The sequence below is a fragment of the Rhodobacter ferrooxidans genome, from assembly GCF_000176015.1.
GTDB lineage: Bacteria > Pseudomonadota > Alphaproteobacteria > Rhodobacterales > Rhodobacteraceae > Pseudorhodobacter_B > Pseudorhodobacter_B ferrooxidans.
In genome coordinates, this window is record NZ_ACYY01000019.1 from 44,020 (window position 1) to 59,257 (window position 15,238).

General features: G+C 65.3%; 12 protein-coding genes. 8 read left to right on the forward strand and 4 right to left on the reverse strand.

What is annotated here, in order from left to right; genetic code table 11:
* The first annotated feature begins 11 nt into the window (after positions 1-11).
* From RSW2DRAFT_RS13185 to RSW2DRAFT_RS13195, 3 genes are read left to right on the forward strand one after another with little or no spacing between them, the layout of a single operon-like run.
* Complete coding sequence (locus RSW2DRAFT_RS13185) at positions 12-704, forward strand: DUF484 family protein (protein ID WP_008031747.1); 693 nt, start codon at positions 12-14, stop codon at positions 702-704.
* Positions 701-1,624 (forward strand): tyrosine recombinase XerC, encoded by a 924-nt coding sequence (locus RSW2DRAFT_RS13190; RefSeq protein WP_008031748.1) that lies wholly within the window; start codon positions 701-703, stop codon positions 1,622-1,624. The genes RSW2DRAFT_RS13185 and RSW2DRAFT_RS13190 overlap by 4 nt, the downstream gene beginning before the upstream one ends.
* Before the next feature lie 39 nt (positions 1,625-1,663).
* Complete coding sequence (locus RSW2DRAFT_RS13195) at positions 1,664-2,365, forward strand: CDP-alcohol phosphatidyltransferase family protein (protein WP_008031750.1); 702 nt, start codon at positions 1,664-1,666, stop codon at positions 2,363-2,365.
* Here the strand turns inward: RSW2DRAFT_RS13195 and RSW2DRAFT_RS13200 are convergent.
* Together RSW2DRAFT_RS13200 and ileS are read right to left on the reverse strand one after the other, a co-directional pair.
* A complete protein-coding gene (locus RSW2DRAFT_RS13200; protein ID WP_008031753.1) occupies positions 2,362-3,198 on the reverse strand; it encodes a DMT family transporter in 837 nt (278 codons plus the stop codon). The two genes, RSW2DRAFT_RS13195 and RSW2DRAFT_RS13200, sit on opposite strands and share 4 nt — an antisense overlap.
* A gap of 147 nt (positions 3,199-3,345) precedes the next feature.
* Positions 3,346-6,300, reverse strand: a complete 2,955-nt coding sequence (gene ileS, locus RSW2DRAFT_RS13205; RefSeq protein ID WP_008031756.1) for an isoleucine--tRNA ligase — start codon at positions 6,298-6,300, stop codon at positions 3,346-3,348.
* A 223-nt stretch (positions 6,301-6,523) separates the two neighbouring features.
* On the opposite strand from ileS, the gene RSW2DRAFT_RS13210 reads away from it, so the two are divergent.
* Entirely contained in the window at positions 6,524-6,931 is a 408-nt protein-coding gene (locus RSW2DRAFT_RS13210) for a group III truncated hemoglobin (RefSeq protein WP_008031758.1), read from the forward strand.
* Here the strand turns inward: RSW2DRAFT_RS13210 and RSW2DRAFT_RS13215 are convergent.
* Both RSW2DRAFT_RS13215 and RSW2DRAFT_RS13220 read right to left on the reverse strand, forming a co-directional pair.
* Complete coding sequence (locus tag RSW2DRAFT_RS13215) at positions 6,928-7,953, reverse strand: YcjF family protein (protein ID WP_040672208.1); 1,026 nt, start codon at positions 7,951-7,953, stop codon at positions 6,928-6,930. The genes RSW2DRAFT_RS13210 and RSW2DRAFT_RS13215 overlap by 4 nt on opposite strands.
* A 5-nt stretch (positions 7,954-7,958) precedes the next feature.
* Complete coding sequence (locus tag RSW2DRAFT_RS13220) at positions 7,959-9,374, reverse strand: YcjX family GTP-binding protein (RefSeq protein ID WP_040672210.1); 1,416 nt, start codon at positions 9,372-9,374, stop codon at positions 7,959-7,961.
* Between the two features lie 300 nt (positions 9,375-9,674).
* Between RSW2DRAFT_RS13220 and RSW2DRAFT_RS13225 the strand changes: the two genes are divergently transcribed.
* From RSW2DRAFT_RS13225 to RSW2DRAFT_RS13240, 4 genes are all read left to right on the forward strand, one after another.
* The gene (locus RSW2DRAFT_RS13225) at positions 9,675-10,253 is read left to right on the forward strand and encodes a hypothetical protein (protein WP_156790718.1); all 579 of its coding nucleotides are present in this window, start codon (positions 9,675-9,677) and stop codon (positions 10,251-10,253) included.
* Between the two features lie 94 nt (positions 10,254-10,347).
* Positions 10,348-13,569, forward strand: a complete 3,222-nt coding sequence (locus RSW2DRAFT_RS17215; protein ID WP_008031765.1) for a S8 family serine peptidase — start codon at positions 10,348-10,350, stop codon at positions 13,567-13,569.
* 120 nt (positions 13,570-13,689) lie between these two features.
* Positions 13,690-14,463, forward strand: a complete 774-nt coding sequence (truA, locus tag RSW2DRAFT_RS13235; protein WP_008031767.1) for a tRNA pseudouridine(38-40) synthase TruA — start codon at positions 13,690-13,692, stop codon at positions 14,461-14,463.
* Positions 14,464-14,533: 70 nt separating this feature from the next.
* Positions 14,534-15,067 (forward strand): hydrolase, encoded by a 534-nt coding sequence (locus tag RSW2DRAFT_RS13240; protein WP_008031768.1) that lies wholly within the window; start codon positions 14,534-14,536, stop codon positions 15,065-15,067.
* The last annotated feature ends 171 nt before the right edge of the window (positions 15,068-15,238 follow it).

Sequence of the window (15,238 nt, forward strand, 5' to 3'; positions counted from 1 at the left end):
ACAGTGATGGCATGATCGAACCCGACCTGCGCGACCGCATCCTTGCGGAACCCGAAGTGATCCTGGAGGATCAGGACGTGATGCGCGCGCTGATCGCCGCCAACGAGCGCGCCATGGGCACCAACATCGTCGATCTGCGCGGCATCGCCATGGAGCGGCTGGAAACCCGGCTGGACCGGCTGGAGGATACCCACCGCTCGGTGATCGCTGCGGCTTATGAGAATTTGGCAGGCACCAATCAGGTGCACCGGGCGATTCTGCAGATGCTGGACCCGCTGAGTTTCGAGGACTTTCTGAAAAGCCTTGGCAACGAGGTGGCGCAGACCCTGCGGGTGGATTGCCTGCGGCTGGTGCTGGAATCGGTGCAAAGTGCCGAAGACCCGGCGCTGCGGCGGCTTGGGGACGTGCTGTTCGTGGCCGAACCGGGCTTCGTGGCCGAGTATGTGGCGGGCGGGCGCAATGTCAGTTTGCGGCCGGTGACGCTGCGCCAGACCATCCCGACCTCGGGGCAGATCTACGGCGACCGCGCCGACTGGATCCGCTCCGAAGCCCTGCTGCGGCTGGATTTCGGCAAGGGGCGGTTGCCGGGGCTTTTGGTGATGGGCGCCGAAGACCCGCATCAGTTCAAGCCGACGCAGGGCACCGACCTGCTGGCCTTCTTCGCCGGAATATTTGAACGCACCATGCGGCGTTGGCTGTCGTGACTCTGGTCATCTCTCCGGCGGCACGCGATGCGCTGGAGGCCTGGCTGACCCAGTTGCGCGCGCTGGATGGCGCGGCGGACCACACCATCACCGCCTATAGTGCCGATGTGGCGGGCTATCTGTCGTTCCTTTCGCTGCACCGGGGCGGCACCGAAGGCCTTGCCGCGCTGACCGCCGTGCCGCTTGCCGACCTGCGGGCCTGGATGGCGCACGAGAAGGGACGCGGCCTGTCGCCCCGCTCGCTGGCCCGCGCGCTATCGGCGGTCAAGGGTTTCACCGGCTGGCTGGCCGAGCGCGAAGGCGCCGATGCCACCGCCGTGCTGTCGGCCCGCGCGCCAAAATTCCGCCGCAAGCTGCCGCGACCGCTGTCGGTTGATGCCGCCGCAGACGTGCTGGACCGCGTTGGCGACCAGTCGCTGGAGCCCTGGATCGCGGCGCGTGACGCAGCGGTGGTGACGCTGCTGTATGGCTGCGGCTTGCGCATTTCCGAAGCCCTGGGCCTGACCGGCGCCACGCATCCCCTGCCAGAGGTGCTGCGCATCACCGGCAAGGGCGGCAAACAGCGGCTGGTGCCGGTGCTGCCCGCCGCCCGCGCTGCCGTGGCGCGCTATGTCAGCTTGTGCCCCTTCGAGCTTGCCGCCACCGGCCCGCTGTTCCGTGGCGCCCGTGGTGGCGCGCTGAACCCGCGGCAGATCGCGCTGGTGATGGAAAAGACCCGCGCCCAGCTTGGCCTGCCCGCCAGCGCCACGCCGCACGCCCTGCGACATTCCTTCGCAACCCACCTGTTGTCGGCAGGCGGCGACCTGCGCGCCATACAGGAACTGCTTGGCCACGCCTCGCTGTCCACCACGCAAGGCTATACGGCGGTGGATACCCAGCGGCTGATGGAGGTCTATGACAAGGCCCATCCGCGCGCCTGAACGGTTGCGCAATTTGGCTTTTTCGGGCATCAAGCCAACATGCCGATGCGCCTGAAAGCCCTTTCCGTCCACCTGCTGACCGCCACCGGCGCGGTGCTGGCGATGCTGGCCATGCTGGCGGCGGTGGATGGCAAATGGGACATGATGTTCCTGTGGCTGGTGGTGGCGCTGTTCGTCGATGGCATCGACGGGCCGCTGGCGCGCAAATACGACGTGAAAACCAACTGGCCCACCTATGACGGCGTGCTCTTGGACCTGATCGTCGATTATCTGACCTACGTTTTCATCCCGGCTTTCGCACTGTTCCAGTCGGACCTGTTGCCGGGCTGGACCGGCTGGGTGGCGATCATCGTCGTGGTGTTCGGCTCGGCGGTGTATTTCGCCGATACCCGCATGAAAACCGCCGACTATTCCTTTGCCGGCTTCCCGGCTTGCTGGAACATGGTGGTGCTGGTGATGTTCGCGGTAAAACCCGGCCACTGGATCATTCTGGCCATCGTGATCGCCCTCACGGTGGCGATGTTCACCCGGCTGAAATTCATCCACCCCACCCGCACCCAACGCTGGCGCAGCGTTTCGCTGCCGATTGCGGCGGCTTGGGTGTTCTTTGCCGGCTGGGCCGCCTGGGTAGATTTCCACCCGCAAAGCTGGGCGCATTGGGGGCTGGTGGTCACCTCGCTGTATCTGGTGTTCGCCGGGATCGCGCAGCAGATCATCCCGCCGCGCCACGCGCGGGATTAAAGCCGCGTCAGCATCACCCCCGCGACGATCAGCCCGGCGGCAACCGCCTTGCCCCGCGTCATCCGCTCGCCAAATGCCAGCCAGCCGATCAGCACCGCAAACAGGATCGAGGTTTCCCGCAGCGCCGCCACCACCGCAATCGGCGCGATGGTCATCGCCCAGATCGAGATCGCATAGGCACCGTATGATGCCGCCGAGGCAAAGCCGCCCACCACCCAAGCCCGTGGCGCAGCAGGCAGAACCGCCCATCCCCGCATCGCCAGCATGCCGCTGGAGAACAGCATCCCATCGACCACGAACACCCAGCCGACATAGGTGACCGCATCGCCCGACACCCGCGCCCCCAGCCCGTCGATCATGGTGTAAGTCGCCGTCGCCAGTGCCGAGCCCAGCGCGAACGGCAACAACCGTCGGCTTTCGCCATCCGTGAACACCCCCCGTGCCATCAGCGCGATTCCAAGGCCCAGCACGCCGATGCCTGCGTATTGCATCGGGCTGATCCGGTCGGCCAGAAACACCGCCCCCACCAGCGCCACGACCATCGGCGCCGCCCCGCGGGCAATCGGATAGACCCGGCTCAGGTCGCCGCGGTCATAGGCATAGGTCAGGAACAGCTTGTAGAAGAAATGCGTGCAGCCCGCGGCAAAGACCCAGGGCCAGACCTCGGCTGCCGGTATGGGCCGCCACAACACCACCGCAAGGCCGATCGGCACCTCGGCGATCGACAGGATCACCATGCCGCCGACCTTCGAGGTGCCCAGCTTGATCAGCGCGTTCCACAGCGCGTGCAGAAAAGCCGCGGCCAGAACGGCGAAAAGAACCCCGATGCTCAAGACCTGCCCCGCATGCTGCCTTGCGCATCGGTAGCCAGCGGCTCAGGGCCCGGCAAGCCTGCGTTGCCGCAGGCCCAAGAATTTTCGAAAATTCTTGGCAAAATCCTTCAAAGGATTTTGAAGCCGCGGGGGCCGCGGCTTCTGCCTTTATCCCAGCGCCTCGTCACAGCGCTTGCAGGTGCCCGCATGGCCATGGCTGCCAACATCCGGCTTGATCTGCCAGCAGCGCTCGCATTTCGCCCCGTCTGCCAGTTCGAACACCACGCCCACACCCGGCACTTCCGGCAGGCGGAACGCTTCGGCAGGCTCGGGGTCGGCAGTCAGCACGATGTCCGAGGTGATGCACAGATCGGCAAAATCCACCGACCGCAGCGCCGCCAGCGTGGCGCCATCCGCCACATGCACCACCGGTGCTGCCTCCAGGCTGGCGCCAATCACCTTGGCCGTGCGCTGCACCTCCAAAGCCGCCGTCACCACCCGCCGCACCTGCCGGATCGTCGCCCATTTCGCCGCCAGCGCCGGGTCGCGCCAGGCTTCGGGGGTCTCCGGCATGTCCTGCAGATGCACCGACGACGCCTCGCCGGGGAAACGGCTCAACCAGACATCCTCCATGGTAAACACCAAGACCGGCGCCAGCCAGGTGGTCAGCCGGTGGAACAGGATATCCAGCACCGTCCGCGCCGCGCGCCTGCGCAAACTGCCCACCGCGTCGCAATACAGCGCATCCTTGCGGATATCGAAATACAGCGCCGACAGGTCGGTGGTGGCAAAGGCGAACACCTTCTGGAACACCCCCTGGAAGTCATAGGCGGCATAGCCCGCCCGCACCTCGGCATCCAGTTCCGCCAACCTATGCAGCAGCCAACGCTCCAGCTCCGGCATCGCGGCGGGTTCCACCTTTTCGGCCTCCGAGAAGCCGGCAAGGTTGCCCAGCAGGAACCGCATGGTGTTGCGCAACCGGCGATAGCTGTCGGCGACGCCTTTCAGTATCTCCTTGCCGATCCGCTGATCGACGGTGAAATCGGCCTGCGCCACCCAAAGCCGCAGGATATCGGCGCCGTATTCCTTGATGATCTCTTCCGGCCCGATGGTGTTGCCCAGCGATTTGGACATCTTCATGCCCTTCTCGTCCAGCGTGAAGCCATGGGTCAGCACACCGCGATAGGGCGCGCGCCCCTTGGTGCCGCAGGCTTGCAGCATCGAGGAATGGAACCAGCCGCGATGCTGGTCGGTGCCTTCCAGATAAAGGTCGGCCAGCCCGTCCACCGAGCCATCCGCCCGGTCGCGCAGCACGAAGGCATGGGTCGATCCGCTATCGAACCACACATCCAGCACGTCGAAGATCTGTTCATAATCCGACGGATTGGCGATGCCGTGCAGCATCTTTTCCTTGAATCCTTGCACATACCAGACATCCGCGCCTTCCGCCTCAAACGCCGCAACAATGCGGGCATTCAGATCGGCATTGCGCAAAAGGAAATCGGGGTCAGTCGGTTTCGCCCCTTTCTTCACGAAACAGGTCAGCGGCACGCCCCAGGCGCGCTGGCGGCTCAGCACCCAGTCGGGCCGCGCTTCGATCATCGAGTAAAGCCGGTTCCGCCCGGTTTGCGGCGTCCATTGCACCAGTTGATCAATCGAGGTCAGCGCCCGCTGGCGGATGCTGTCACCATAGGTGCCCATGCCGTCGTCCAGCTTTTTGTCGATGGAAACAAACCACTGCGGCGTGTTTCGGTAGATCAGCGGCGCTTTCGACCGCCAGGAATGCGGGTAGCTGTGCTTCAGCTTGCCCTTGGCCAGCAGCGCGCCCGCATAGGCCAGTTGCTTGATCACCGAGACGTTGGCCGGGCCTTCCTTGCCCTCGGGCGTCAGGATCGCCTGGCCGCCGAAGATCGGCAGATCGGCGCGGAAGCTGCCGTCGGGTTCGACGTTATAGGTCATCGGCAGGCGGAACTTCAGGCCCAGCTGATAGTCGTCGTCGCCATGGCTGGGGGCGGTATGCACAAAGCCGGTGCCGGTATCATCGGTGACATGGTCGCCGGGCAGCAGCGGCACGTCATAATCCCACTCCGCAACGCCACCTTCCACACCACGGAACGGATGCGCCAGCAGCACGCCGTCGAAATCATCGGGGCGGCAGTTGATCTCGCGGGTAAAGGCGGTGACCTTGGCCTGCGCCAGCGCCGCTTCGGCCAGCTTGTCGGCCAGGATCAGCCGTTCGCCCACCTGTGCCGTGGCATTCTCGGCCACGGCATCGACGCGATAGACGCCATAAGCGATACCGGGGTTGAAGGCCACGGCGCGGTTCTGCGGGATCGTCCAGGGCGTCGTGGTCCAGATCACCACCGAAGTGCCGGGCAGGTAAAGCTGGCGCTGCTCGCCAAAGAAGGCGTCTTCGTCATCCTCGTAATCGGCGCGGGCAGGCCCCACCGCCACCACCGGAAACCGCACCCAGATGGTGTGCGACGTATGGTCGTGATACTCCACCTCGGCCTCGGCCAGGGCGGTCTTTTCCACGCAGGACCACATCACCGGCTTGCTGCCCTGATACAGCGTGCCGTTCATCAGGAACTTCATGAACTCGTCCGCGATCACCGCTTCGGAGTGGAAATCCATGGTGCGGTAGGGGTCGGCCCAGTTGCCGGTGACGCCCAGCCGCTTGAATTCCGCACGCTGGATGTCGATCCAGCCGGTGGCGAAGGCGCGGCACTCCTGACGGAAGGCGACGATATCCACGTCATCCTTGTTCAACCCCTTGGCGCGGTATTGCTCCTCGATCTTCCACTCGATCGGCAGGCCGTGGCAATCCCAACCCGGCACATAGCGCGCATCGCGGCCCATCATCTGCTGCGAGCGCACCACCATATCCTTCAGCACCTTGTTCAGCGCGTGGCCGATGTGCAAATGACCGTTGGCATAGGGCGGGCCGTCATGCAGGGTAAAGGGCACGCGGTTGCCCGCCTTTTCCCGCAGCCGGTCATAGACGCCGATCTTCTCCCAATGCGCCAGCCAGTCCGGCTCGCGCTGCGGCAGGCCCGCGCGCATCGGAAATTCGGTTTCCGGCAGAAAGACGGTATCCTTGTAGTCGGGCATATCGGCGCACATCAGCGGCGGTCCTTGCAACAAATCCTGAAATAACGGCGCCTTGGCACCGCGGGCATGGGGTCACGGTCCCGGCGGCTGAAGGCTCAGACCGCCGGGCCGATAATTCGCTGAACGGGGACGAATTCCTGCATGGGCGGCCTTATAGCCCGGCACCTTGCCATGGTCCAGTGCCGCCCCTTGCACCCCGCGTTGATGCGGCACACAGTGGGTCAAAGGAGCCGCCATGACCGCCTTCCCGCCGCGTTTCTTCGTCACCGCAAGCCAGATCGACACCGTGGTGGCGGCGTTCTATGCACAGGTGCGCAAAGAACCCACCCTCGGCCCGGTGTTCGCCGCCCATGTGCAGGACTGGCCGACGCACGAGGCCAAGATCGGCCGGTTCTGGCGCAACGCCATCCTGCGCGAAGGCAGCTACGACGGCAGCCCGATGCAGGCGCACCGCGAGGCCATGGACGTGCTGCCCGAACATTTCCCGATCTGGCTGGCGCTGTTCGATGCCACCGCAGCGGCGCATCTTCCCCCCGAAGCCGCAGCCGCCTGGTCGGCCACCGCCCACCGCATCGGCCGCGCACTGGCCATGGGCGTGCAAGACGCCCGCCGCTGCCCGTTTGCGGTGCCGAAACTGGGTTAGGCCTGACCGCCGGTCTCCTCGGGCGCCGCACGGCTGCCGAACAGCCCGGCCAGGGCGCGGCTGACCAGGTTGGTCACCTTGGGCCGCGGCAGGGCGACGAACGGCATCGGTCGGCACAGCTCCATCGCCGCCAGCCCGACCCGCGCGGTCAGGGCGCCGTTCACCACGCCCTCGCCAAAGCGGCGCGACACCTTGGACAGCATGCCGCCACCCGCGACCGAGCCGATCATGTCATCGGTCAGCGCCACGGCGCCAGTGGCGATCAGATAGGTGAACACCCGTTTCAGCAGCCGCCACGAGCCGAAAGACCCGGCGCGGCCGCCGTAAATCTCGGCGATGCGGCGGATCATCCGCAGGTTGGCCACCAAGGCCATCGCCACATCGGCCAGCGCCAGCGGCACCAGTGCGGTCACCGTCGCCACCTGCCGTGCGGCCAGTTCGATCTCGCGCCGCGCCGCCTGATCCAGATTGCCCAGCAGTTCGGTTTCGGCAAGGTTCAGCAGGCCATCGGCGTCGAACACCTCGGCCCGCCGCTCGCCCAGCCGGGTCAGGCCCCAGCGCAGGTCGGGGCGGCTGGCGTAAAGCTTCTCCAGCCCCGCCACCACGCCGCGGGCCTGTGCCAGATCGGCAACCTCATGCGCCGCCTCGGCCTCGGCGCGCAGCTTGTCCAGCCGGCCCAGCCGCAGGAAGGCGGTAAACTCGCGCAGCACCATCACCAGCGCCAGCGCCCCCGCCAGCGACAGCAGCACCAGGGCGATGCTGCCCAGCACGGCGTTGCGCGTCAAAAGCCCGGTGATGAAATCCCAGGCCGCCACCGACAAAACGAAGCTGAACAGCGCGCCGAACACCCAGCCCGCCAGCCGGGTCAGCGGCGAGGCCCGGCGCAGGGCGATATTGGCCGCGGCCTGCATCGCCCGCCCCTCGGCCAGCGCCTCGGGCGAGCCATCGGGCACCGGCGGGGCGGCGGAGGGGTCGGCCTCGCCTTCCAGATCGAACAGCCGGGGTTTGCGCGGCGGCGGCATCTCGTTCACAACCGGTCTCCGATCAGAAATTCGGCCGCCCGGTCCAGCCGGATATGCGGCGGCCCCTCGCCGGGGCGCAGGTTCAGCCGCGAGGGCGCGAAACTCATCAGCGAGAATTCGGAATCCAGCCAGCGTTCGGCGCCTTCGCGGGCGGGCGACAGCAGCCGCGCGGGGTCGGAGGGCAACTCACCCGGATACATCGCCGCCTGCTTGCCGGTGGACAAAAGCCGCCCGCGCACGCAATCCAGCGCGTCGCCGTTGCGGCCCACGGTTTCCTCGACCGTGGCGCGCAACGACGACAGCGACATCGCCGCCACTTCGGCCCCGGCAAAGGCGGCGCGGTCGCGGGCCTCGCGGGTCATCGCCTGCATGATCCCGGTCAGCGCGCCATGCTGGGTGTGATGCAGGTGGTCGGCCTTGGTGGCGGCAAACAGGATCTTTTCCACCCGCTTGCCCAGCAACAGCTTGCTCAGGAAACCGTTGGAGCCGGGGCGGAAGGCGGTCAATATCTCGGCCATGGTGCGGCGCAGGTCTTCCAACGCCTGCGGGCCGGAATGGATGGCCCCCAGCGCATCCACCAGCACCACCTGCCGGTCGATACGGGAAAAATGGTTGCGGAAGAATGGCTTGACCACCTTGGACTTGTAGCCCTCGTAGCGCCGCTCCATCTCCTGCCACAGGCTGGTGCGGCTGGCCTCGGACGGGCGGGGCAAGGGCGCAAAGGTCAGCACCGGCGAGCCTGCAAGATCGCCCGGCAGCAAAAACCGCCCCGGCGTGCAGTCCGACCAGCCCGCCGCCCGCGCCGCCGCAAGGTAGGCGGTGAACCGCGCCGCCAGCGCCTGCGCCCGCATCTCGTCCAGCGGCAGGGAACCATCCTCGGCGCGGGCGACGGCCATGAACTCCTTGGCCTCGGGGCGCTTGTCCAGCCGCGCCAGCGTATCCTCCGACCAGTCGGCATAGCTTTTGTCCAGCAGCGCCAGGTCCAGGAGCCACTCGCCCGGATAGTCGATCACATCCAGATGCAGCGTGCGCGGGCCGCGAAAGCCGCCCAGCCAGCCCGCCTGCTGCACCCGGAACGACAGCCGCAATTCCGACACCGCGCGGGTCGAGGCAGGCCAGCGCGGGTCGTCGCCGGTCAGCGCCGCCAGATGGCCCTCGTAATCAAAGCGCGGCAGGGTGACGTCGGGCTGCGGTTGCAGGAACACCGTCTCGATCCGGCCCTCGGCAGCGGCGCGCAGTTGCGGCATCCTTCCCCGGTCCAGCAGGTTGGCCACCAGCCCGGTGATGAACACGGTCTTGCCCGCGCGGCTGAGACCGGTAACCCCCAGCCGGATCACCGGTTCAAGGTAAGCCTCGGACACCGAAGCCAGCGCCCCTTCGACGCCGCGGTTCAATCCATCGGTCAGTTTGCCAAGAACCACGCTTCGCCCCTTGCTGCTTCCCCCATGGGGATGCGGCCCCAAGATAGGCATCCGCGCGGGCCAAGGGTAGGGGAAAAGGACGCCAAAGGGGTGTGGCATTGGCGACCTTGTGCGCTGCGCGATCCCGAGCAACCCCGCAAGCAGGTTTCAAGAAGGTCGCCAAAGGTAAAAGGTATATTTTCCTTTAATCGAATCGATTCGCGTGGCACCTTGGGTTTCGTAAGTTGGTGAGTATGTCCCGACGGTACGAGTTTCCATTTTTTGTTTTCAAGGTCGGTTAGCGGCGTGAGCAGTGGTCTGATGACCAACGCCAGCCTTGGTACGAGCAATCGTTCCAGGGGTCGCTGGTTTCCGGTCTTCTATGGAATGAACACGGCAATGGATTGGCGGACGCTCACACGCAGAACGGAACCAGCGCATTTCAGCCCAGGTTCCGGTTCGGCCGCAAGCACACGTCATGGTTGCATCGCATATCCCCAAATGCCGGAGAAGATGCGTTGCGCACGCCTGATACCCCGGGTGGTGTTGTTCATGGCGGCAATCGTTACAGCACAGATGGTCGCAGCTTGCACCGATCAGGCCACGGGTGAGGCAACCGGCATCTCTTTGACCCCGAAGGAGCAAGATATGGCGTCGGCACCGATTCCGGCAAATTCCACGCTGGACCAGATTTCCATTACCGGGGTTCGGCTGACCAAGGGCAATGCCGTAAACTGCCCGCAGATCCGTGATGATGCCGGCGACATTCATCCGGTTTCCTATCTTTCGCCCGCCGTGGCGATCGGCGCTCGGGTCGCCGTAAGCGGCCATTACGGCATTTCCACAAGCTGCACAGGCCGGGTGCTTGTGGTCGAAAGCGAACAGCGTGTCGAGGAATGAAACGCGCAAGCACACTCGTCGTCGAAATCGACCGGATTGCTGACTGATCGTGCAGCGCTGGCCGAAAACATTTTAAAAACAGAAGGATATTGACATGCCCCTGCCAACTGATCCCCTGCTGTCGCAGCAATGGCATCTTCACAACCCCAATCCGCTGCTGCTTGACCTGAACGTGTTCGGCGTCTGGAATCCGGCGGAAGGCCGGGCCTACACAGGTGCTGGCGTCCGGACGGTAATCATCGACGACGGCTTCGATTACACCCACCCCGATTTCGACAATTACGACCAGAGTCTCGATTTCGACTTTGTCGGTGGCAACGACTATGATCCCTTTGGCCTGGGCAGCGATGCGCACGGCACGGCTGTGACCGGGATCATCGGTGCCGCGGCGGATGGCACAGGGGCTGTCGGGGTGTCCTACGGGGCCAGCCTTGTCGGTTATCGCACCGAGGGTCTGATCAACGATGACTGGCTGGTCTCGATCGCCGAGGCAATCGGCTATGCCTCGACGAACGCCCTGGGCGACACCATCAACATCAGCCAAGGCATCGCCAACGACCTGGATAGCGAGTTCGGCAACGGCTACAACGCCGCCCGCTTTGACGCTATCGAAACCGCGATCGGCACCGTCGTCGACTCCGGCCGCGGCAACCTCGGCGGGACCATCATCAAATCGGCCGGCAACTCGCGCGTCGGCAACTATGACGTCAACTCGGACGATTGGACCAATGACACCCGGCAAGTGGTGGTGGCAGCGGTTGATCAGAACGGCTTTGTGTCCAGCTATTCCAGCTATGGCGCGGCCATCCTGGTTTCCGGCTTCGGCACCCCGGGCGAGGTGGTAACCACCGACCGCGTCGGCGCTGACGGTTATGATCTGGGCGATTTCACCTCGACCTTCAATGGCACCTCTTCGGCTGCACCGATGGTGACTGGCGTTGTCAACCTGATGTATGACGCCAACGGCGGCCTTGGCTGGCGCGATGTGCAGACCATTCTGGCCATGTCCGCCCGCCATGTCGGCTCGGCGGTCGGCGCGGGCCATGCGGCACCCGAACAGTTCGACTGGGGTTTCAATGCGGCCAGCACCTGGAACGGCGGCGGCATGCATTTCAGCAATGACTACGGCTATGGCCTGGTGGATGCGCTGGCGGCGGTGCGGCTGGCGGAAACCTGGCTGTTCACCGGCACCGCGGCAGCCACCAGCACCAACCAGTTCTCCAATTACGTCGATGTGCTGAACGTCGCGACCATCATCCCCGACGGCAACTTGACCGGCACCAACTTCACCGGCGAGGCGTTTTTCAATGACTACGTCGAGCGTGTGACGGTACAGATGACCTTCTCGACCACCTTCATGGGCGACGTTGAAATTTACCTGACCTCGCCAGATGGCACGGTCAGCCAGTTGATTGCCGATCAGGCGGGCGGGCTGGACTTCAACGGCACCTGGACCTTCGAAACCCAGGCCTTCCGGGGCGAACGCGCGGCGGGCAACTGGACCGTGCGGGTGGTCGATGATGCCGGCGGTGATGTGCTGACGGTATCCGACATCGTGATCCGCACCTTCGGCATGTCCAGCGCCAATGACCGATACGTCTTCACCAACGAATATTCTGATTATGCCGGCCTGTTCGGGCATGTTCAGGCGGTGGTGGACGCCAACGGCGGGGTAGATACGGTCAACGCCGCTGCCGTCAGCTCGGCGTCCGTGATCTATCTCAATGGCGTGTCCGGTTTCATCGACGGCACGGACGTCAGCTTCAGCAACATTGAAAACGCCATCGGCGGCGACGGCGGCGATCAGATCTTCGGCTCCGACATTGCGAACCAGTTGTTTGGCATGCGTGGCAACGACATGCTGAACGGCCTTGGCGGCGACGACACCCTGACCGGCGGCACCGGCAACGACACGCTGAACGCCGGCACCGGTGTTGATAGCCTGAGTGGCGGCGTGGGGGATGATGTCTATGTGATCGACGGCAGTGACATCATTGACGAAGATGTCGGCGGAGGCATCGACCGGGTGGCCAGTTCGGCCAGCTACCAGCTTGCCGCCAACGTCGAATATCTGACCCTGACGGGCACCGCCGCCCTGACCGGCATCGGCAACGCGCTGAACAACGTGCTCAACGGCAACTCCGGTGCCAACACCCTGAATGGCATCACCGGCACCGACACGATGTCTGGCGGGATGGGCGATGACGTCTATGTCACCGATGGCGGCGACATCATCTCCGAATTGGCAGCGGCCGGCACCGACCGGGTGATGAGCTCGGCCGGCCACTCGCTGAGCGCCAACGTGGAAAACCTGACCCTGACCGGGGCGGCGTCGATCAACGGCTACGGTAACTCGCTCAACAACCTGATCTATGGAAACAGCGGCAACAACGTGTTGGGGGGTGGCAACGGCAACGACACGATGAACGGCACCACCGGCACCGATACCTTGATCGGCGGTCTGGGCGATGACGTCTATACCACCGATGGTGGCGACATCCTGACCGAGGCGGCGGCGGCGGGCACTGACCGGGTGTACAGCACGGCCAGCTACGGGCTTTCCGTCAACCTTGAAAACCTGACCCTTATCGGGGGAGCGGCGATCAACGGCTACGGCAATACCCTTAACAACATCATGACCGGCAACGGCGCCAACAACGTGCTGGGCGGCGGCAACGGCAACGACACGCTGAACGGCACCACCGGCGCCGATACGCTGATCGGCGGTCTGGGCGATGATGTCTATACCACCGATGGTGGCGACACCCTGACCGAAGCGGCGGCGGCGGGCACCGATTCGGTGTTCACTTCGGCCAGCCTGTCGCTGAGCGCCAACCTTGAAAACCTGACCCTGACCGGGGCGGCGGCGATCAACGGCTACGGCAACGTGCTGGCCAACAGCCTCACCGGCAACAGCGGCAACAACGTGCTGGGTGGCGGCGATGGCAACGACACCCTGAACGGCGCTGCCGGCACCGATACCCTGACCGGCGGCACCGGGGCGGACACCTTCATCTTCAACACCGCGCTGGGGGCCACCAACATCGACCGCATCACCGATTTCAGCGTGGTCGATGACACCATCAGGCTGGAGAATGCCATCTTCACCGGGCTGGCCAATGGCGCGCTGGCGGTTTCGGCCTTTGCCGCCAACCTGACCGGGCTTGCCACCGACGCACTTGACCGCATCATCTACGAAACCGACACCGGGCGGCTGATGTTTGACGCCGACGGCAGCGGCGCGGGTGCGGGGGTGCAGTTTGGCGTGCTCACCGCCGGGCTGGCGTTGACCAACGTCGATTTCTTCGTGGTGTAGGCCACTGAAAAAGTGGGCGGCAAAGCGGACGGGCGGATGCAATTTCCGCCCGCCCGTTTTGCCGTCTCCGCCCGGCGCGGCGAACTTGTCAGTCGGTCGGTAAAGCGCTAACCCGAAGCCATGCCGAGATATGCGCTGAAAATCGAGTATGACGGCACCCCGTTTCAGGGCTGGCAGCGGCAGGCGCCGGGGCAGCCTTCGGTGCAGGCAGCACTTGAGGCGGCCTTGGCGCGGCTGCAACCCGGCGAACACACCGTCGCCGCCGCCGGGCGCACCGATGCCGGCGTGCATGCCACGGGCCAGGTGGCCCATTGCGATCTGGACCGTGAGTGGGACACCTTCCGGCTGGCAGGTGCCATCAACGCCTGGCTGCGCCCCGATCCGGTGGCGGTGCTGGCGGTGGCGCGGGTGGCCGACGATTTCCACGCCCGGTTTTCCGCCCGCGAGCGGCGCTATCTGTTCCGGCTGGTCACCCGCCGCGCTCCGGTGACGCATGACCGCGGCCGGGTCTGGCAATTGCCGCAGCCGCTGGACGCCGGTTTGATGCGGCAAGGGGCGGCGCATCTGATCGGCAAGCATGATTTCACCACCTTCCGCGCGGCGCTGTGCCAGGCGGCCTCGCCGGTGAAAACGCTGGACGAGATTGCCATCGAAACCCGCGACTACCCCGAGGGGCAGGAGATCCGTTTTACCCTGCGCGCCCGCAGTTTTCTGCACAATCAGGTGCGCTCGATCATCGGCACGCTGGCGCAGGTGGGCGCCGGTCACTGGCCGCCCGAACGGGTGGCCGAGGCGCTGGCCGCCCGCGACCGCGCCGCCTGTGGCCCGGTATGCCCGCCGCAAGGGCTGTATCTGGCCGGCGTGGGCTACCCGCAAGACCCGTTCGGCGGCTGATCAGCATCAAGGCGGGGCGCGGCGTTGCGGCGCAAACTTGGTTCAGGTCGAGTCGTCCATGGAGCCTGCCATGCTGATCAACGCCCTTCCTCCTTCCGATCTGTCCGTCAACACCACCGGCTGCTGTGCGCGCTTCAACCCCATGGGTTGGGACGGCCAGCGCCTGCATTTCCGCCACAAGCCGTTTGTGCGCGCCACCAGCCGCAGCGTGCTGCATGTACCGCTGAACATGGGCGCGGTGTTCGCCCGGGTGCAGGCGCGCATGGCCGCGGCGGGGATCGCGGACCCCGACAACACAATCGTGCTCAGCCGCGATCTGTCGCCCTGGGAAAGCGAGCATCTGTTCGCCGCCGATCGCCGGGTGCCGGACGAAGAGATGACGACGCTGAGCGGCGATTTCCTCACCCGGGTGTTCGAAGGCCCCTATGACAAGCTGCGCGACTGGCACGCCGAGATGCAGGACCTGGCGCAGGGTGGCGACGGCGATCCGGCGCGGGTGTATTTCTATTTCACCACCTGCCCGAAATGCGCCAAGGCCTACGGGCGTAACTTCGTGGTCGGGGTGGCGGAGGTGGGGCGGCCGGAGGCGGCGATTGACGGCTGAGGCAGCCGGGGGTTTCACACCCCCCAGCCCGGCCACGGGCCGGGCGTTCGTCGCTGAAAGCCTTCCACTGGAAGGTTTTCCGGGCGCGTCTCGCCCCGTGGGATATTTGAGCAAAGGAGAATTGGCAGGAGTGGAGTCCTGATTTTTAGCCGTCGCGATTCTCCCGATTCT